Here is a 17,852-nt window from a genome sequence, read left to right on the forward strand (position 1 = left end):
GGATCAGAACAAGGACTCCGCCAAATACTCTCAACTGCAAGGACTCCCATGATGGAACAAGGAACTGTGAAATGGTTCGACAACACCAAGGGCTACGGGTTCATCGCCCGCGACAACGGCAGTGACATCTTCGTCCACCACTCCCAAATCCTCGCCGACGGTTACCGCACACTCGACGCCGAGCAGCGCGTCCAGTTCACGATCGGCAAAGGCAGGAAAGGCCCCACCGCACAGCAGGTTCAACCGCTGTGACCGCCACCAGCACGCACCGCACCGGCATCCCCCAGACCGTCACACCGCCACCACGCGCTGTGCGCAAACAGCGCGCCCGTCAACGCCTGCTGCAGGCGGCCACTGACCTGTTGCTCACCGACGGCTACACCGTCACCTCCATCGACCAGATCGCCGAGCACGCCGGATACGCCCGCAGCGGGTTCTTCGCCCACTTCGATCACCTCCAGCAGATCGGCCACGACGTCGCCGACCGGCTCACCCGCCACGCCATACGAAGAATCGGCTGCTTCCAGCCACGTGACCGCGACCAGCTGGTCACCACCCTGACCAGGTGGGCGTCCATCCTTATCACCAAGCCCGGATGGATTCGCCTGGAACTCGACCTCGCCGCCCTCGACCCGGCCAGTCGCGCCCAGGTCATCTGGCGGCTCAACCAGCTGCGCGATGAGGTCAATCACCTGCTCACGAGCAGCACCGACCTACCTGATCCGAGTATCGATCTCGACCATAAGATCTCGTATCTGCTCTCGATGATCGTCGGCATGGCTACCCAACACACCGGTGACCTTCACGCGTCGCGGGCCCCAAGCCGCGACAAGATCGAGCTCGTTCTACGCACCGCCGGAATCGCCTGAGACCACCGCAACGACCGGCCTTGCCCTCACGTGCATGGAGTGCCGATCACGGCTCCGCCGCCGCCCACGACGCGAATCGGCGCGCGCCACCGACAGATCACCGCAACGCCGACACCCTCACCGCCGCAGAGCAACACGCGAGCGAGTCCAGCAGACGCCCGAGCTGGGCCGACCACGACCGCAATCCTCCTGGGAGTTCTGTATGCCCGATCCTGTACCCGACACCGGTGTTCGCGCACCGGTCGGAGTCGACACCACCCGCGCGAGCATCGCCCGCGTCTACGACTACAGCCTCGGCGGTAAGGACAACTACGAAGTCGACCGCTACGTCTTCGACAAGCTGTGCGAAGTCGCGCCCCACCAAGCCGAGGTCTCCCACATGAATCGCCGCTGGCTACACCGCGTCGTGCGCTACCTCACCACCATGGCGGGTGTCGATCAGTTCCTCGACCTCGGCGCCGGACTACCTACCGCCCTCAACACCCATACCGTCGCACAACGGGAGAACCCCGACGCTCGTGTCGTCTACGTCGACAACGACCCGGTCTGCCATATTCACGGCCGAGTGCTGCTCGAAACCAACCCCAACACCCGGTTCGTCCTGGCAGATCTCACCCAACCCGAGTCGCTGCTGCGGCACGCCGACATCATCTCTCATCTCGACCTCGCCCGACCGGTCGCGCTGATCCTGTGCGGGATCCTCCACCACGTCGACGACGCCCTGGACCCGCCTGCCATCACTCGCCAGTACATCGACGCTCTCGCACCCGGCTCGTATCTGGCGATCACCTATTTCTGGGACCCCGACGACGGCTCCGCCGCCCACGACCTGGCGCGGGAGCTTCAACGCCGGTTCACCGAGACGGGGTTGGGCTCCGGCTGGTATCGCACCCGCCGGGAAATCCTCGACTACTTCGGTGACCTCGAGATCATGGCACCGGGCCTGGTGGAACTCGATGACTGGTGGCCCGCGGGTCCGGCTTTCCGACCCCGTCTGCTCGAGGAGCAGCTCATGCTCGGCGGCCTCGCTCACAAGCCGCGTTCCGCCCGGGTCGTGCAGATGGTCACCCGATGAGCCGCAACCACCATCCCCGAGTCCTGCGGCACCCCACATTGCGCGCGCACACCAGCGACAATCCGCAGTTTCGGAAGGTTCGGTCACACCGACGGCAACTATGGCGGGGAAGTTCGAGCCGCATCGCCCGTTTTTGCTGGTCATCTCGGTCACTCGGGCTGCGTAGATGGGGTTCGGGATCAGCGCGGCGTCGCGGTGACCTACCTGCTAATTTCCCGGTTATGCCCGCTCGCGACGACAAGACTGTCGGCCTTGTACTGGTCACCTACCAGAGCGCGGAGGATCTGCCGCCGTTCCTGGAGTCGCTACCGGCGGCGGTGGAGGCCTACAGCCTCGACGTCGTCGGGGTCGACAACACCTCCACCGACAACAGCGCCGACCTCGTCGAAGCATTCGGCGGCACGGTCATCCGCAACAGCAAAAATGTCGGGTTGGCCGCCGCGATCAACCAAGGCGCCGCCGCCACCAATGCGGGCTGGATCCTGGTCGCCAATCCCGACACACGCTTGGCGCCGGGATCGATCGCCGCGCTCGTCGACACCGCCGCGGCTGATGACCGGATCGGGATGATCGGGCCGAAGGTCGCCCGCCTCGACGGCACACCGTATCCGACCGGCCGACGGTTCCCCTCCCTCGCGGTCGGGATCGTGCACGCTCTGCTGGGCGGGGTGTGGCCCACAAACCCCGCCACCCGCCGGTACTTCGGTGAACCGGTGACAACGGTCAGCGATGTGGATTGGATCTCCGGCTGCTGCATGCTGTTTCGGCGCGAAGCCTTCGACGCCATCGGTGGGTTCGACACCCGCTACTTCCTCTACTTCGAAGAAACGAAAGTGGCACTCGACATGCACCGCGCCGGATGGCGGGTCGTGCTCGACCCCAGCGTCGAGATCCGTCACCGCGAAGGCGGCAGCATGCGCTCGGCTCCGTTCCGCAAGATCCGCAGCCATCACCGCAGCGCCCTGCGCTTCTACTGCGACTACCACCAAGGTTCACCCTGGCTGCTGTTCGCACCACTCGTTGCGGCGGGACTGGTCGTGCGTGGTGCGCTGTCGGTGCTGCGGACCGCGGTCACACAGCGCCTGACCCGCTAGGTCGCTCTGCCTATCCGGAGCTGTCCGGACCTGCTGGAAGGATTCCTTCGTGCATTACTGGGCACCGTGGCACGGCGGCGGCTGATCGGCACCAGGTCATAGAGACCCGTTCCGGAAGCTGCTGGTTGTGCTTTCGCCACTGGGTGAGATCACGATGGTGGTACCAGCAGCGAGCAAGGCGGTTGGATTCTTAGCCGGAGGTTCGCCTCGTAAAGGCCAATCAGGCTTGCCGAGTCTCGCTCTACCGCACGACCGGGGCCCGCACCGTGGTGCTGTGGTTTCCTGGTTGCTTCGCTATCGGTCGGGTGGCCAGCGCTGTTCACACCATATTGTGGATGGCTTGGTGAAATCGCCAGGCGTCGGCGACGATGTCGGCCAGCTCGGGTCGTTCAGGCTTCCATCCGAGCTGTTGGTGTGCTTTCGCGCTGGATGCGATGCAGACGGCGGGGTCGCCTGGACGCCGGTCGGCGATGTGGACGGGGAAGTCGGCACCGGTGACGTCACGGACGGTGTTGAGGACCTCGCGATTGGTGTAGCCGGAGCCGTTGCCGAGGTTGTAGATCTCGTGGCGGCCGGGTTGCACAGCGTCGAGGGCGAGCAGGTGGGCGGCGGCGAGGTCGGCGACGTGGATGTAGTCGCGGACGCAGGTGCCGTCCCGTGTTTGGTAATCGGTTCCGAACAGGGTGAACGTATCGCGTTGTCCGCCAGCGGCTTGCAGCAGGATTGGGATCAGGTGTGATTCTGGGTCGTGGCGTTCGCCGAGATGACTGCCGTCGGTGCTGACCACGGCGCCTGCGGCGTTGAAGTAGCGCAATGACGCCGCACCCAAGGTGGTGGAGGCTCCGCATTCTCCGGCGATAAGGTGGTCGACAGTGGCTTTTGTTGCTGCGTACGGATTTTGGGGACGCACTTCAGCGGTTTCGTCGAATGCGGAGTTGCCGTCGCCGGTGTACATCGACCCGGTGGATGAGAAGATCAGGCGGGGCACCTCGGCGGCGCGGATCGCGCGCAGCAGGGCCAGCGACCCTTCAATGTTGTTGAACCAGTATTTCTCCGGGTTGCGCACGGATTCGGCGACCTCGATCGAGGCGGCGAAGTGCAGGACACCGTCGAAGCCAGCGGCCGGGGTCACGATGTCGGCGGCTTGGTGGATCGACATGTGATGGAACCGCGCCGCGGTGGGCAGGTTGGTTGCCACTCCGGTGGAGAGATCATCGAGGATCTCCACGTCGTGGCCGGCGTCAACGAGTTGGTGGGCGACGACCGAGCCGATGTATCCGGCGCCGCCGGTGACGAGCAGCTTCACGGGGTCGAATTCTCCTTCTAGCCAGTGTTATTCGCTGAGTATGGCGGTGGCGACGATATAGCCCTTGGGGTCGCGCCACACTTCGCCGCGGTGGTTGGTGAACCATTCCTCGATATTGGCGGTGACTGCGGCAAGGATTGCGGCCCGGTGTGGGCTGTCGTGACTGACGCCGCAGAACGAGAACAGGGCCTCAGCGAATCGGATGAGCGGTGCCGCGGTGTCGAAAATGAGGGCGTTGTCGAAGCGGCGGATCTGCGTATCGGGGAATACCGCCCGCATCATGGGTGCCAGCGTGGTGGAGTTCACGCTGTTGGTCAGTTCCTCGGCTGGGTTCAGGCCGCAACGGCGGGCGTGGTCGAGGACCAGTTGCCGTGTGCGCGTGCAGGTGCCAGGGTGGTTGACCGTTACCGCGACGCGGCCGCCCGGGCGGGTGATGCGCCGCAGCTCCCGCAGCGCCTGCCCGGGGTCGGGCACGTGGTAGAGCATGTGCCGAGCCGTGGTCCGGTCGAACTCGCCATCGGTTAAGGGCAACTGTTCGGCGTTGCCGAGCACCCCGGACACCCCCGGCCGGGCGTCGGCGGTTGTGACCATCGCGGCCGAGTTGTCCACGCCGACGAGGCGGCCGCGGTGTCCGTGCTCGGCGAGCTGGGCGAGGAAGCGGCCGTCGCCGCACCCGATATCGGCTAACGCTTCCGTGCCGGTCAACTCGAGCGCGTCGAGTACTGCGCTGATTGGATCGTCAGGGTGTTCACTGTGATGGGTATGGGTGTCGATACGTACCTGCAACGGTGTGGTCGTGGCGTATTCGGACGACAGGGTGGGGCCGCTGGTGTTCATGTGCAGGGGTCCTCCTCAGCTGTGGTTTCGGCATCGGGGTAATGCAGCTCTCCGGCGGCCACGACCAGCGATGGTGTGGTCAGCATTTCGAGATTGCGTGTCGGGTCGCCCGCGACGGCGATCAGGTCGGCGGATTGTCCGGCGGTGAGCGTACCGGTGAGGTGCCCGATCCGGAGCGCTTCGGCGGCGCGGCGGGTGGCCAGGTCGATTACCTCTGTGGGGGTGTAACCGAGATCGGTGTAGGCGCTCAGCGAGTCGGGGTAGCGGTGATAAGGGGTGTGCGGGATCCCCGCATCGCTGCCGGGGATCAACTGCACCCCAGCTTCGAGCATGATCCGCAGATGTTCGCGCCGGACCGGCCACGGCAACCGCCCCGAGGCGTCTCGCGCGTGGTGGTTGATGGTGGGACACACCATCAGGCGCCGGTCGGCGATCTCCCGGATCAAGCCGTGATCGAGGTCGAAACCGTCGCGGGTCATCCACGTGCAGTGCTCGAGGGAGTCGACACCCGCACCTACTGCTTGCCGGATTCCGGCGGTGCCGTGGGCGTGCGCGGCTACCGGGAGTCCGTGGTCGTGAGCGGCGGCGACGATATGAGCTAGTTGCCGGTCGCCGAACTGCGGATCGTAGGGGGAACTACGGCCACCAGCGGTGAAGCCGCCGGTAACCATGATCTTGATCCAGTCCGCGCCGCGTGCTGCGTTGGCGGACACGATGCGAACAATATCCGCGGCTGTGGTGACCGTGCCGCCGAGGGCGTGACAGTGTCCTCCAGGCACCGTGAGCGGGATCGTCGCCGTGAGCACTCGCGGTGCCGGATCGGCGTGATGGAGGGTGAGGGTGTCGATGTCGATGTATCGAGGGGCGCCGAGGTCGCGCACGGTCGTGATACCCGCGTTCAGCAGCTGCCGGACTGCGTTGCGGATGGTGGCGGCGACCACGGTGCGGGTGGTGGCCTGGATCGCTGCAGGTGGACACGCTGTACCGCCGAAGGCCAGATGCACGTGGGTGTCGATGAGGCCAGCAAGCAGTGTGTCCGCAGGCAGACTGATTCGTTCGGTCTCGGGCCTGGCCCATTCGGAAGGGATCTCGCGCGGGTCACCAACCCATGCGATGCGCTGTTCGGCGAGGACCACGGTTCCTGGAACGAGTGGGTCACCGAGTCCGGTGAGGACCCGCGCCGCGTCGAGGATGCGGATCGTCACGTGGTCGGCTCCGTCGGTGTGTGGCGGTCGGGGTCGGCGTAGATCTCGATGACCAGCGTGCCCGGCGCAACGGTCGCGGCGTGGGGCACCTGGTCGGCGAGGCTGAAACTCTCCCCTGCCCTCACCGTGCGGGTGCTGTCGCCTGCCGTCAATGCCACATGGCCGGTGATCACTACCCCGATCTGTGGACCGTGCTGGTGGCGCGGCACGGTCGCACCGGCGGGGAACGACCACAGCACCACCTGACCGTGTTCGCTGGCGAGCAGTCGTCCATAGCCACCGGGAAAGGGTGTGTCGATGGCGGGCAGAAGCTGCACCCACTCGGGCCAGTCATTCATTCGCGAAGCTCCTGACGATGGTGGCATTCACCACGGTGGGTCCGTGGTAGCCCGGTACCGGACGTGCGCCGAAGTTGTGTGGGCCCAGGGCCGCGTAGTAGTCGCGGCGCAGGCCTTGAAGATGTTGGCGCATAATGCGATTCGGGTGCTCGACGCCACGACTGAACTCCACCGGCGATATCCGCGTCAGCGCCTCGAGGAAGTGGTGGGCACTGGTCAGGGTGCCGGGATCGATCGCGGCAGCCACCACGTGCAGCGCCGAGGCCGCCGACCGGCGATACTGCTGCGGCCCGTAGAGGATGATCGTGGCAGCCAGCACCGCGTACTGGAATCCGTCGAGCAGATGCACCGTCGGCCGGATCGAGTGCAGGGCGGTAATCAGCTCGCGGTGCCCGACAGGCACGCCGAATAATCGGCAGGCGCTCGCCACCACCAGGTCATAGATTTGCTCGGCGGTGATCGGCATCGGCGCGCTGCGCTCGCGGGCTTGCACCAATCGGGCGACATCGGCTCGATCGAGCATCGCGCATGCCGCCGCATCATCGACCAGCGCGCTGTAGCGTTGCGGGCCGATCTCGTCGCGGGCGGCGACCGCGCGCAGCGCTTCCAACGCCGTCTTGATCCGCCACGGGTTGGCCGACAGCGGGCTGTCTGGGCAGTAGATCGTCGCCAGTTGATGCGTCAGGCCCTCGAGCCCTTCGCGTTTGCCGATGCGTGGATCGGCGAGACCGGTCGCTGAGGGGCCGGCCATCGGGTAAGCGGCGGCGTGGTGGAGGTCGGCGCCGAAGCGGCCGGATACCCTTCGCAGGTCCCCGCGGTGCACGGTGAACACCGTGGTGTCGATGTCGGGATGCCGTTCGAGCACGTAGCGCGCGAATTTCTCCATGCACACCTGCGCGTCACTGGGCTGGTCGATGACCGCGACGAGGTCCACATCCGACCCGAGCCGGTACACCCCGCCCCGGCACCGCACCGCCGGTTCCCCACGCGCGAGCGACCCGGATACACAGACGCTGCTCCCCTCACCCAGGTGAATGCGTGCGGACTCGCACACCGTGTCGGCATAGTGCTTCAGGACTTGATTGACCCGGATCCGGGCGGCAGTCGTCGCGGTCGCGGTGTGAGTGAACCAGTCGCGCATGTAGCTGGTCATGATGGGGGCTCCACGGCTTCGCTGATCGCCGACATTTCCTGATCGCCCGCGCCACGAGCCATCGCGTGCTGGAACCGGTCGCTGGCCGCGCTGATCAACGGCGGCACCGACTCGCCGAGTGCGGTCCGCAGGTAGTGCAGATCCTTGGCGATGACCGCCACAGAGCAGTCGGTCAGCGGGTGCGCACCGCGGACCATCGCCGCGCCGTATGCACTAGCGACCGGCGCGGCCCACCCGTAGCGTGACCACACCTCGACAAGCTGTTTGAGATCGAGACCGAGCACGGTCGCGGCATCGAGTGTTTCGGCGAGCCCAGTAATGATGACCGAGGCCAGCGCGTTGTTGAGCAGTTTGACCGTGGCCGCCGCCGGCGCGGGACCGACATGGATCACCTCCTGGGCGACTACCCGCAGCAGTGGGTCGGCGGCGGCGCGGTCGGCGGTCGCGCCCGCCGTGAATGCCACCAGGGTCCCGTTCTCGGCTCCTGGACGGCTGCCGGTCACCGGTGCCAGCACCGGGCGGGCCGTGGCCTCGGCGGCCTTGCGCATCCAAAGACCGGCGTAGGTGGGGGTGAGCGTGGAGCTTTCGATGACGATCGCGTGGGCGGCGGTGCCGAGTGCGCCTTCCTCACCGAACCACACCGAGCGGCTGGCTTTGTCATCGTGCACAAAGGACCAGACCGCGGCCGCGCCTTCAGCGGCTTGGGCCGGCGAGGCGCACACGATCGCGGGCCCGTCGATCGCGGCGGTGGTGCGGTTGTAGCGGCGCAGCTCAAAACCCTGAGCGTGCAGGGTCTTCGCGACGGTGTTGGCCATGATCCCGGCACCGAGTACCGCCACCGTGGTCGCCTCACTCATCGCCGCCTGCCTTCCGGTACAGCAGCCACACCATGGTAGGAGCGAATTCGGCCCGGATCTCGAGCTGCGGGTATCGGGCGGCGACATCGACCGAGGCGATGCACGCGTCGACCTCGGCGTGTGCGGCTGCGCGGGCGGCCAGAGGTTTCGCGTTGACCGAAACCTGCCGCGCCGCGGGAACGTGACGGGTTGCGAACACTCTGGTGGCTGGATGTGTGGCTATCGTGGCGATGACCCCGCCTCGGCCGATGTCGCGGCGCACCGCCAGGCACATCGGCTTGGTCGGGCTTTCCCAACAGCGCTCCAGCCGCAAGGCTGCGGTGTGGGTGAAATGCTGGTCCACCCACGAATCCACGATGTGGGCCTCCTCGTCGAGCGCCAGGTATCCCGCCGCGACCAGCGCGCGCAGCCGCGGGTCGTCGGCCGCGGCGCGCATCGCCTCAGGAAAGGAATCGACCAACAGCACGTCGTTGGTGTGCTTGTCGGCTTCGGTGTGGGCGTCGGTGCCGGGCGGGCCCAGCGTGACGATCGGTGCATCCAGATGGAATGCCGCGGGTGGTTGCTCGCACACCGTGATCGCCTCGTTGGGGCAGCATGCGGCCGCCGCACGCGCCTGCCGCAGAGCGAGTGTGGTGCCCTCGACGGCGACGACGGCACCGTCGGCGAGCTGGAGGTGGTGTCCGGCGATCGGTAGGCACACTCCGGTGCCCGCGCAGCGGTGGCGGTCGACGATCAACCTCGCGTCCATGCCACGTCCAATCGTTCGAGGGAACGCACCACCCGACCGTGCCGCCAGGCACAATCCTCGGTGGAGTCGGCCAGCCTCAACGCTGGCAGCCGGGTGGTGAGGGTTTCCAGGGCGACACGAGCCTCCAAGCGGGCCAGGCCCGCGCCGACGCAATAGTGGGCGCCGTGCCCGAACGCCAGATGCGCCAGCTTCGTGCCGCGGTCGAGGATCAGTTCGTCTGGGTGCTCGAACACCTTCGGGTCTCGGTTGGCGACGTGCATCGCCGGGATGACCGCCTCTCCCGCCCGCACCTGTACCGGCCCGAGCTCCACATCCACGGTCGCGACCCTCGTGAAACCACCACCCACCCCAACTGGTACGAACCGCAACAGCTCCTCCACTGCCGCTGCGATCGCGTCCGGATGGTCGACGAGATGCTGATAACGACGCCGTTCCCGCAACAGCGCGAACAGCGCGCTAGACAAGAACACCGTCGGTGATCCCCGGCCGCCGATGAGGCAGGCGATGATCAGGTTCAGCACAGCCTCATCGGTGCTCACCGATTCACCGAGCATCCCAAACAGCCCCCGAGGGTTCTGCTCAGCCATCGCCCGCGCCAGCGTCTCGCATTCCCCGCGCGCAGCCGTCAGGGTTTCGGAGCTGGCGTCTCGTGCGGTGAGCGCATCACCCAGCGCGAACACCTGGTGACGGAACTGCTCAGGTACATCGAACATTTCGCACACCACCGCCGCCGCGAACGGTTCGGTGAACCCTGACACGATGTCGGCGGTGTTCCCCGCGGCCTCGAGCTCATCGACCAGGCCATGGGCCAGCGCAGTGATCGCGGGGGCCATCGCGGCGATCTGCCGTGGGGCGAACATCCCCGCGATCATCGTGCGCAGCCAGGTGTGCCGAGGTGGGTCGGTCGCCAGAATCGCCCAGTCCGGCAGCACTTCGGTCGACAACCGCGCCACCTCCGGCCGATTGGCTTGCTCCCGCGAGAAGACCGGATCGGCCCGCAGAACTCGGCGCGCCAATTCATGATCGGTGACCAGCCACGCATGCGCACCGCTCGGTAGCTGCACGGCCGTGACCGGGCCGCAGTCGCGGTAGTCCGCCTCGAGATCCAGCGTATGGACCTCCCCGAACGGATACCGCCGCGGACACAACGATGTCGGGTGATCAAGGCTCATTTCGAGCACACTCCTTCACTGACGACGCGAGTGAGAATTAGTTCGCGGCAAGGGAATTCGGCACATTGCGCGCTGGCGCTGATTCGACCGATCTGACGTTCAATCGCTGATCCAACGGTATTCTGGCCAGGCCGGTCGCTGAACTGACCGGCAGTACGAGTTCCCCCGGCGCCGTCGCGCACACGCAGAGGACAGTCGATGGGCACGCCCCGCGAAACACCGATCCCCGGTCAGGGTTCGCGTTTCGGTGCCGTGTCGGGGTTCCTGCTCAAACTTCTGCGCGAGGCCGCCCAGCTCACGCAGGCCGACTTCGCCGAACGGCTCGGGGTGGACATCTCCACTGTCCACGGCTGGGAAAGCGGCCGCAGACCCCTTGCCCACCTGCGCGCCGGGGATTTGACCCGCATCCGGATGCTTCTCACCCGCCATGGAGCACCATCGCAGGCCATCATGCTGCTCACCGACGCTCTCGAAGCCGACCTCGTCATCGGCGACACTGTTGGCATCGAACCCCACACCATCAACGCCGACGCTCACCCGCTCGCGGTCAGCATCCACCAGCGCACGCTGGCCAACCTCATTACCTGGCCCATCACCGGCCGCCCGCCCGTACAGCTCGCCGGGCTGACCGGCCGGCGCGGCCGCGGACCCCGACCGTCCAGCCCGGTCATCTCCACCATCGACCGTGAGCGGTTCTTCGATCATCTGCTCCTGGTCGCCGACCGGTGTCGATGGCCCGACGAGGCGCTGCTGCGCCGACAGGCCATCTTTCTGCTCGGTTTCGACAACCGCGGCGACTCCGCCGACTGGTTGGCCGGCGAACTGACCCATGCCCTGCATACGGTCTCGCACACCGATGTGCCCGGCTGGTTGCGAGTACGATCCTCGGCCATCGCGTTGTCCGCTACCGGCGACCGAGATCCTCTGCGCGCCTATCTGACTCGGCTGCGAGATAACCCAGACCAACAGCTGGCGAATCTGACCTATTACGCCTATTGGGTCGGTGATCTCGGCGACATCGTGTTCACCGACGACGCCGCCATGATTCGCGCTGACCCGCGCACCTGGTCGGGCGAGCGGCTGCTGCGGCATCTGCTCGACCGCCTGCAACCCGGCGCCAAGCAAGCCGACCTGTACGCCCACACCCTCGCCGACCTGATCGCCAGCCATCCGCACCTGCTCGCGGCCCACCCCACCCTGCGCGCAGCCACCCACACGGCGATCGACCGAATGTCCAGCGACACCGATCTGATGCCCCAGACCCGCCAGGATCTGGCTAACGTGGCCTACGCAGTACGACTGTCCAGCCGATGACCCGGAGGAACAACCATGGATGCACACCAGCTGGGTCCTGACGCCGCAGCCGAAATCGCTACGTTTGCCTTCGAACTGGGCAACCTCAAACGAGAGCCCCGCAAAGGCTGGCGCCAAGCGCTCGTGCCCAATCCTGAATCGGTCGCCGACCACACCTGCCGCACCGCACAGCTCGCATCCATCATCGCCGCTGGTGAAGGCGGCGATCCCGCCACCGCCGCACACATGGCGGTCTGGCACGACAGCCAAGAAACCCGCAGCGGCGACAACAACAAGACTTCCAAACCGTTCATGACCCTCGTCGACCACGAAACCATCACCGCCGCCCAGGTCCAACGGCTCCCAGAAGCGGTGCGAAACGCCGTGCAGCAGACCGTCAGCGAGTACGAGGCCCAAGCCACCGTCGAGGCAGTCGCGGCCCGCGACGCGGACAAACTCGAATGCCTTTTCCAGGCCATCGAGTACCGCGCCGCGGGCAACACACTGATGCAGGAATGGATCACCGATTCGTATGCGGCACTGAAAACCACCACAGCCATACGCATCGCCGATGCCGCCCTCACCACTTCCCCGCTGAGATGGCGACAGTAATTCCAGCTTGCCCAATGCGGCCGCACTACCAGCCCGGCACGCGGCGAACGGCATGTCGCTGCATCCCGAGCCAGCATTGAGATCAGCCGCCGCCGAGAGGCGCCCGTGATTACCGCAGATCCGCTGTAACCGGACTGGCCCGTTTCCAGCCGCGATATAGGACCCTGCTAGAAGGGGGGAGGCCACGGCGGCATGCACGTAGAAGTAGGCGAAGTTTCTAGGCGGCCTCGGATAAGCGGCGCCGTGCTGCGTCACGCCTCGCCTACCCTCGCGATACCAGCTGGTCCCGCAGTGCCTTGAGCGCGCACACATGAGGGTTTGGCTTGCGGTCTGGTGGTTGCGGTCTGCCAGGTCAGCCGTTTCGGCCATTCGGTCAGGTAGTTGGAATCGACCGGCGCGAACGGGAACGGTGGCACATCGAACGCGACAGCGATCCTGCCCAGGTGCGGAGCCAGCGCGGTGTATCGGACGCGCAATTCACATCGTGCGTCGACGGCTCGTGCTCGATCGAAGTCGGGATGGTAGGCGGAAAACCAGCTGCTGCCGTTGCCGCCGCTCGTGCTGCTGGTGCTGGTGATGCGTTCCAGGCAGAAGATCGTGGTGAGATTTTCGGCGAGGGTCCGGGCGTCGGGGTCCTCGATCGCGGCGGCTGCGGCGGCCATGGCGTCGGCGGTGAGGCGTTCGGCGATTATCTGAAAGATGTCGGTGGCGGTCGAGTCCGGCCCGATCGCTGTCAGTCCGCTGTCGGTGCCTTGCGTTGCTGCGGCGATGACGGCGTGTTCGCGGTCGCGGAGCATCTGATGCCACAGTGACAGTGCCTGCGGCGGGCCAGGCACCTGTGCGCTGGCGGCGATCGCCAGGGTGGGCGGACGTCCGACGGCCGCTTTCAGGCTGGGGTTGGTGCCCTCGGCGATGCGAATCCCGACGATGCAGCCCAGCCAGTCACCGAAGGCGTTGTCGCCGAGTACCGCCTGCGCGCCGCAGACTGAGATCGCGACATCGGACAGCACGGTCCAGGCCACCTCTGAGGCGAACGGCTTGGTGAGATTCACCAGTGCGGTCACCGCGGCCGGATCGGAACTGGAGGCGGCGACGTGGTCGCGTGTGTGTTGTACCAGCGCGCTCACCGCCATCAGATTCGCGGCCGCGGAGACCATTTTGCGCTGGACCTCGTCACGCTCTGCCAGCAGTACGCCGTCGACCTCTCGTTGGTGGCTGTAGCGGTGCACCAGCGTCCACCCGGCGCGGGCCGCGGCGACCGCGGCACCGGCGTAGGCGATCCGCCCAGTCAGCAGCGACCCGGCCGACTTCTTGAATCGAGCGTGGCGTGAAAGCGCGCAGACGAAGTCGCCGCTGTCGTCGAAGTAGGCCCAATCGCCGCCGAGAAGCGCCTCGCCCGGCACCGTCAAACCGGTGAAGCTGAACGCCGCATGATCCATCGGGGCGCTCAGGCGGCTGGTGGGCAGGGACGCGACCTCAACGCCGTCGACAAGGCCGTCACGGGTGCGTGCCCGCGCGAGGATCGGGAAAACACCTTCATCGCGGCCATCCACAATGAGCCTGGCCAGGACCACCAATATTTTCGGGAATGCGCGCGAGGCGATGTTCGGCATCCACTTCCAAGAGCTGGGATCATCATCGGGAGATGACTGCAGGGTCAGGGTACGATCTGCGCGATTCCAGATCGCGAGGGTGCGCGCATCGAGCACGTTGGTTCCGACACCCAGCTCCGTCGCGGCCAACACTCCGAACGCCTGACCGCTGTCGAGTTCGGCCAGCAGCGTCTGCTGGTAGCGGCTGCCGTTGCCCAGCTTCTGGATCGTGCCCACGCCGAGGCTGAGATGCGACAGGTACGGCACCGCGCGCGGGTGACGGACGATGCAGGCGTCGTAGAGCGCGGACTGCGCCCAGAAGTCCTGCGCGAGGGCTGCCCAGGAGCCCCCCAACGCCTCGCCGATCCGCGCCAGCTGCCGGTAGCCGTAGTCGGCTTCCTCCGGGTCGGACAGGCCGAGACTGATCGGGCCGTCGACCGAGAAAACCACATCACGGATATCGCGAAAGGTGGCGTGGCGACGGCCGAAGACCATCGCCTGCAACGATTCGGTGATGGGGTCTGTGTCGATCTCTTCGCTGCAGTCACTGACCATGGGATGGGTTGTCATGGCTGTGTTCCTTCGGGAGTACCGCCGGTGACGTGCCCCGGTGCGGGTGGCCGGAGTCGTGTCACCGAACAACTGCTTCGAACTGCGTGCTCTTTCGTGATGGGCCGTGGTGATTTGACTGTCGTTGCGGCGAGTGCCGGGGGTGACCCTTCAGGTTCCGGGCGGCAGCGACTTGCGGCCCGGCAGGTCTTGGTCAGCGCCCGTGACCGAGTACCGGTGGACCGCGTCGAGCACCGCGAAAGCTTGTGCTGGGTGCCAAGATTCGCAGAGCCGGGCGAGCTCAGCGAAGTCCGCGCCCCACCGTTCGGCGTGGTGCCGGTCTTCGGCAGCCCACGCGCGGATCTCGTCGGCCATGCGCTGGCCGGGGTCGCGCAACCATGACTGGACCACGGATGCGGCCGGGGGTTCGAAGATGTCGCAGAGAGTCCGCGCTTGCGGTTCGGTCAGCGTGACGGTGGCCAGTTGGTGGTCGAAGAACGCGGTGGCGTGGGTTTCGATGACCGGGCGTGGGGCTGGAGGTTCGATGGTGGTCACCGTTGTCCTTACGGGATGTGATGGGGGCCGGTTGGGGGGAACGTGACCGGGAGCGCTGTGAGCGCGCGGTGGAATGGGCCTGGCCGCCAGGCCAGCGCGGCGGGATCGACTGCGAGTCGTAACTCCGGCAGGAGATCAAGGAGGTGGTCGATGGCGCCTTCAGCCATCAGGTAGGTGAGTGTGCGGGCGGGGTCCGGGCAGGCGTGCGGGCCGGACCCAAAGGCCAGGTGCGACCGGTTGCCGACGTAGTGACCGGTGTTGATCTCAGAGCTGGTGTTGATCGCGGCCATACTGGTGACAACAGGCTGGTGCGCGGGCAGCCACACGCTGCCGACACGCTGGGGTTGCCGCGGATAGGTGAGGCAGTAGTTGGCCATCGGCGGGTTGGTGAACAGGGTTTCGTCGATGGCCGCGCCGGTTGACGGTGGCAAGCTGCTCACTGTGCCGGCGGTGAACCGCTCACGCTGGGTCAGCATCAGCAGCATGGTGTTGGCGATAAGGTTCTGGGGCACCTCGATCGCGGCCGATACGATAGTCAGCAACTGTTGCACCATCTCGTCGTCGCTCAGGCGGGCGCGGTGCTGCACCAGCCGAGACGCGATGTCGGCGCCGGGATCGGCGCGCTTGTGCCGGGTCAGGTCCCGCAGTGCCTCGTCGAACATCTGGTTAACGGTGTCGGCGTCCTGGCCGTCGAACAGCGACGATGAGGCGGCGCCGAGGCGAGCGGCCAGGTCGGGTGTGCACCCAAGGATGGTGGTGACCACCCCGAATGCCACCGGCCCGCAGTATTGACTCAGCAGGTCGGCCGAGCCATTTCGGCAGAACGTGTTGACGGTCCTACCGGCTGTGCGTTCCACGAGGTGTTGCAGAGTGAGTTGGTTGATCCCGGCCAGTGCGTCACTGGTGGCCTCGCGGTAGCGGTCATGTTCTCTTCCGTTGCTGCGCAACGCGTTCGGCCGGTACTCGACCATCGGCAGGATCGGCCAATGGCGGCCCTGCAGGTTCTGCTGCCACTCTCGCGGGTCGGCGGAGAAGTGCTCGTGGTCGTTGAGGATCGTGATCGCGGTGCGATAGTCGATCACGAGCGTCGCGGGCAGGCCCGGGGCGAGCTCGACCGGCACCAGCGCCCCGTAGCGGTCGCGCATCTCTCGGTAGGCGCGCCACGGGTCGGCTGCGAATTCGCGGGTGTAGATCGGCCACCGGGGCCCGAGCGCCTCGACCGGCACAGACTCTGCCGTGCCGGGATCTGCGATGATGTGCTGCGCCACAGCGGAAAACTCCTATGTCAGCGGAAGCGGCGGTGATGGGGGGAAGGTGACCGGAAGCGCTTTCAGGGCACGGAGAAACGGGTTCGGCTGCCACCGCAGTCCGTCGGCGGGGATGGCCAGCTGGATGTCGGGTAACGCGTCGAGCAGCTGGCCGAGGGCTTCCTCGGCGATGATCAGGGCTTCGTCCCGGGCTGGGCATGCGTGCTTACCGGCGCCCCACGCCAGGTGAGAACGGTTACCCCCGCGGTCGCCGCTCACGGAGCCGTTGCACGCTGCCAGGCTGACCAGCACCGGTCGATGAGGCTGGAGCATCACGCCGTCCACGATCTGCATCTGCCGTGGAAATCGGGGGCAGGCATTCGCCAGCGGTGGATCGGCGAACAGGGCTTCATCGATCAATTCCCGGATCGAGAGCGCGCCACCCGCCAGACCGGCGGTCATCGTTTCCAGCAGGGTGATGCCGATCAGGTTCCACGTCAGCTCGCTCCCGAGCGCATACAGCATGGCCAGCGCATGCGCGACTTCGACCGTGGACAGACCTGAGCGGTGCTCGAGCAGCGAGGAGGTCATATCAGGGCCGAGGCGGCGCCGTTTGATCTCCACCACCTCCTCCATCGCCTCGATCAGCGACTGGTGTGCCGCGGCAGGGTCGATTACGTCGGACGGTGCCGCCGTCGCGGTGAATGCCTGTCGTGCTGGCTCAGGTGGCAGCCCGAGCAGCCGGTCCAGGACGGTTACGGTGAGCGGGATAGCGAAGTCATGGAGCAGATCGGCCGCGCCGGCCGCGCAGAAACCGTTGATCAGTTCCTTCGCCGTGAACTCGGTTGCGCGGCGCAGCGCGAACTGGTCGATGCACTTGAGGCTGTCGGTCACCGCGCCCCGGTAGCGGATGTGCTCGGCGCCATCCGAGCGCAACGCATCGGGTCTCCAGCCCAAAACCGGCAGCGCTGGACAGTCGGACCCGACGGTGCGCTGCCAGCCGCGGGGATCGGCTGGGAAATGGTCGTCATCGGGCAGTATCCGTCGTGCAATGTCGTGGTCAAGGACCAGTACCGCCGTCACGCCCGCTGCAATCTCAACGGAAACTAGCGGCCCACGGTCGGCGCGCAAAGCCTGGTAGGCGCCGTGCGGATCCGCAGCAAATCCTGGCCCCCATATCGGCACCGGCAGGCGGGAGAGGTCGACCGGCGGGTGAGGTGGTACAGCTGTCTTCCCGGTGGTCACTGGCGTCGCCTTTCATCGCGATCGGGTGGTATGCCTGTGCGCCCGCGTGGTCGGAGCGTCCCGGTCGTGCCCTGGCCGGACGAACCGGGCTTCGGTGAACGACCG

The 17,852-nt window shown here is 66.5% G+C and carries 18 protein-coding genes; 6 read left to right on the forward strand and 12 right to left on the reverse strand.

The window, feature by feature from the left end; translation table 11 throughout:
* The first annotated feature begins 51 nt into the window (after positions 1 to 51).
* The 4 genes from ON19_RS36560 to ON19_RS36575 all read left to right on the forward strand — a co-directional run bounded on the left by ON19_RS36560 (position 52) and on the right by ON19_RS36575 (position 3,038).
* Positions 52 to 252: a cold-shock protein gene (locus ON19_RS36560; RefSeq protein ID WP_043703866.1), complete on the forward strand. Its 201-nt coding sequence runs from the start codon at positions 52 to 54 to the stop codon at positions 250 to 252.
* A complete protein-coding gene (locus ON19_RS36565; RefSeq protein WP_043703652.1) occupies positions 249 to 869 on the forward strand; it encodes a TetR/AcrR family transcriptional regulator in 621 nt (206 codons plus the stop codon). Before ON19_RS36560 ends, ON19_RS36565 begins: the two co-directional genes overlap by 4 nt.
* Positions 870 to 1,071: 202 nt before the next feature.
* Entirely contained in the window at positions 1,072 to 1,944 is an 873-nt protein-coding gene (locus tag ON19_RS36570; protein ID WP_051169700.1) for an SAM-dependent methyltransferase, read from the forward strand.
* A gap of 221 nt (positions 1,945 to 2,165) precedes the next feature.
* Positions 2,166 to 3,038 carry a glycosyltransferase family 2 protein gene (locus ON19_RS36575; RefSeq protein ID WP_043703655.1) on the forward strand — a complete coding sequence of 291 codons (873 nt, stop codon included), beginning with the start codon at positions 2,166 to 2,168 and terminating at the stop codon, positions 3,036 to 3,038.
* A 319-nt stretch (positions 3,039 to 3,357) separates the two neighbouring features.
* On the opposite strand, the gene galE is transcribed toward ON19_RS36575, so the two are convergent.
* The 8 genes from galE to ON19_RS36615 all read right to left on the reverse strand — a co-directional run bounded on the left by galE (position 3,358) and on the right by ON19_RS36615 (position 10,654).
* Positions 3,358 to 4,344 carry a UDP-glucose 4-epimerase GalE gene (gene galE / locus ON19_RS36580; RefSeq protein WP_043703658.1) on the reverse strand — a complete coding sequence of 329 codons (987 nt, stop codon included), beginning with the start codon at positions 4,342 to 4,344 and terminating at the stop codon, positions 3,358 to 3,360.
* Between the two features lie 27 nt (positions 4,345 to 4,371).
* The gene (locus ON19_RS36585; RefSeq protein ID WP_043703661.1) at positions 4,372 to 5,181 is read right to left on the reverse strand and encodes a class I SAM-dependent methyltransferase; all 810 of its coding nucleotides are present in this window, start codon (positions 5,179 to 5,181) and stop codon (positions 4,372 to 4,374) included.
* Positions 5,178 to 6,386, reverse strand: a complete 1,209-nt coding sequence (locus ON19_RS36590) for an amidohydrolase family protein (RefSeq protein WP_043703665.1) — start codon at positions 6,384 to 6,386, stop codon at positions 5,178 to 5,180. The genes ON19_RS36585 and ON19_RS36590 overlap by 4 nt, the downstream gene beginning before the upstream one ends.
* Positions 6,383 to 6,724 (reverse strand): cupin domain-containing protein, encoded by a 342-nt coding sequence (locus ON19_RS36595; RefSeq protein WP_043703671.1) that lies wholly within the window; start codon positions 6,722 to 6,724, stop codon positions 6,383 to 6,385. The genes ON19_RS36590 and ON19_RS36595 overlap by 4 nt, the downstream gene beginning before the upstream one ends.
* Positions 6,717 to 7,556 (reverse strand): hypothetical protein, encoded by an 840-nt coding sequence (locus ON19_RS36600; protein WP_218006548.1) that lies wholly within the window; start codon positions 7,554 to 7,556, stop codon positions 6,717 to 6,719. The genes ON19_RS36595 and ON19_RS36600 overlap by 8 nt, the downstream gene beginning before the upstream one ends.
* A 317-nt stretch (positions 7,557 to 7,873) precedes the next feature.
* On the reverse strand, positions 7,874 to 8,734 hold the full coding sequence (locus ON19_RS36605) for an NAD(P)-dependent oxidoreductase (RefSeq protein ID WP_051169701.1): 861 nt from the start codon (positions 8,732 to 8,734) through the stop codon (positions 7,874 to 7,876).
* Positions 8,727 to 9,482, reverse strand: coding sequence for a hypothetical protein (locus ON19_RS36610; protein ID WP_051169702.1), 756 nt, complete (start codon positions 9,480 to 9,482; stop codon positions 8,727 to 8,729). Before ON19_RS36610 ends, ON19_RS36605 begins: the two co-directional genes overlap by 8 nt.
* A complete protein-coding gene (locus tag ON19_RS36615; RefSeq protein ID WP_043703678.1) occupies positions 9,467 to 10,654 on the reverse strand; it encodes a cytochrome P450 in 1,188 nt (395 codons plus the stop codon). Before ON19_RS36615 ends, ON19_RS36610 begins: the two co-directional genes overlap by 16 nt.
* 198 nt (positions 10,655 to 10,852) lie before the next feature.
* Between ON19_RS36615 and ON19_RS36620 the strand changes: the two genes are divergently transcribed.
* Both ON19_RS36620 and ON19_RS36625 read left to right on the forward strand, forming a co-directional pair.
* The gene (locus tag ON19_RS36620) at positions 10,853 to 11,968 is read left to right on the forward strand and encodes a helix-turn-helix domain-containing protein (protein WP_051169704.1); all 1,116 of its coding nucleotides are present in this window, start codon (positions 10,853 to 10,855) and stop codon (positions 11,966 to 11,968) included.
* Positions 11,969 to 11,983: 15 nt separating this feature from the next.
* Positions 11,984 to 12,559, forward strand: a complete 576-nt coding sequence (locus ON19_RS36625; RefSeq protein ID WP_051169705.1) for an HD domain-containing protein — start codon at positions 11,984 to 11,986, stop codon at positions 12,557 to 12,559.
* 251 nt (positions 12,560 to 12,810) lie between these two features.
* On the opposite strand, the gene ON19_RS36630 is transcribed toward ON19_RS36625, so the two are convergent.
* The 4 genes from ON19_RS36630 to ON19_RS36645 form a co-directional block, all read right to left on the reverse strand.
* The gene (locus tag ON19_RS36630; protein ID WP_083899929.1) at positions 12,811 to 14,721 is read right to left on the reverse strand and encodes an acyl-CoA dehydrogenase family protein; all 1,911 of its coding nucleotides are present in this window, start codon (positions 14,719 to 14,721) and stop codon (positions 12,811 to 12,813) included.
* Positions 14,722 to 14,871: 150 nt separating this feature from the next.
* Positions 14,872 to 15,255 (reverse strand): hypothetical protein, encoded by a 384-nt coding sequence (locus ON19_RS36635; protein ID WP_043703696.1) that lies wholly within the window; start codon positions 15,253 to 15,255, stop codon positions 14,872 to 14,874.
* Positions 15,256 to 15,263: 8 nt separating this feature from the next.
* Positions 15,264 to 16,523 carry a cytochrome P450 family protein gene (locus ON19_RS36640; protein ID WP_051169706.1) on the reverse strand — a complete coding sequence of 420 codons (1,260 nt, stop codon included), beginning with the start codon at positions 16,521 to 16,523 and terminating at the stop codon, positions 15,264 to 15,266.
* Positions 16,524 to 16,535: 12 nt separating this feature from the next.
* A complete protein-coding gene (locus ON19_RS36645; protein ID WP_157230049.1) occupies positions 16,536 to 17,633 on the reverse strand; it encodes a cytochrome P450 family protein in 1,098 nt (365 codons plus the stop codon).
* Positions 17,634 to 17,852 lie beyond the last annotated feature (219 nt).

The sequence above is a fragment of the Nocardia abscessus NBRC 100374 genome (assembly GCF_000308455.1).
Taxonomy (GTDB): Bacteria; Actinomycetota; Actinomycetes; order Mycobacteriales; family Mycobacteriaceae; genus Nocardia; species Nocardia abscessus.

Excerpts from the sequence above, each read along its gene's own strand:
- ON19_RS36560 (WP_043703866.1), top strand. The coding sequence starts at position 52 with ATGGAACAAGGAACTGTGAAATGGTTCGACAACACCAAGGGCTACGGG.
- ON19_RS36570 (WP_051169700.1), top strand. The coding sequence starts at position 1,072 with ATGCCCGATCCTGTACCCGACACCGGTGTTCGCGCACCGGTCGGAGTC.
- ON19_RS36575 (WP_043703655.1), top strand. The coding sequence starts at position 2,166 with ATGCCCGCTCGCGACGACAAGACTGTCGGCCTTGTACTGGTCACCTAC.
- ON19_RS36585 (WP_043703661.1), bottom strand. The coding sequence starts at position 5,181 with ATGAACACCAGCGGCCCCACCCTGTCGTCCGAATACGCCACGACCACA.
- ON19_RS36595 (WP_043703671.1), bottom strand. The coding sequence starts at position 6,724 with ATGAATGACTGGCCCGAGTGGGTGCAGCTTCTGCCCGCCATCGACACA.
- ON19_RS36605 (WP_051169701.1), bottom strand. The coding sequence starts at position 8,734 with ATGAGTGAGGCGACCACGGTGGCGGTACTCGGTGCCGGGATCATGGCC.
- ON19_RS36610 (WP_051169702.1), bottom strand. The coding sequence starts at position 9,482 with ATGGACGCGAGGTTGATCGTCGACCGCCACCGCTGCGCGGGCACCGGA.
- ON19_RS36615 (WP_043703678.1), bottom strand. The coding sequence starts at position 10,654 with ATGAGCCTTGATCACCCGACATCGTTGTGTCCGCGGCGGTATCCGTTC.
- ON19_RS36620 (WP_051169704.1), top strand. The coding sequence starts at position 10,853 with ATGGGCACGCCCCGCGAAACACCGATCCCCGGTCAGGGTTCGCGTTTC.
- ON19_RS36625 (WP_051169705.1), top strand. The coding sequence starts at position 11,984 with ATGGATGCACACCAGCTGGGTCCTGACGCCGCAGCCGAAATCGCTACG.
- ON19_RS36630 (WP_083899929.1), bottom strand. The coding sequence starts at position 14,721 with ATGACAACCCATCCCATGGTCAGTGACTGCAGCGAAGAGATCGACACA.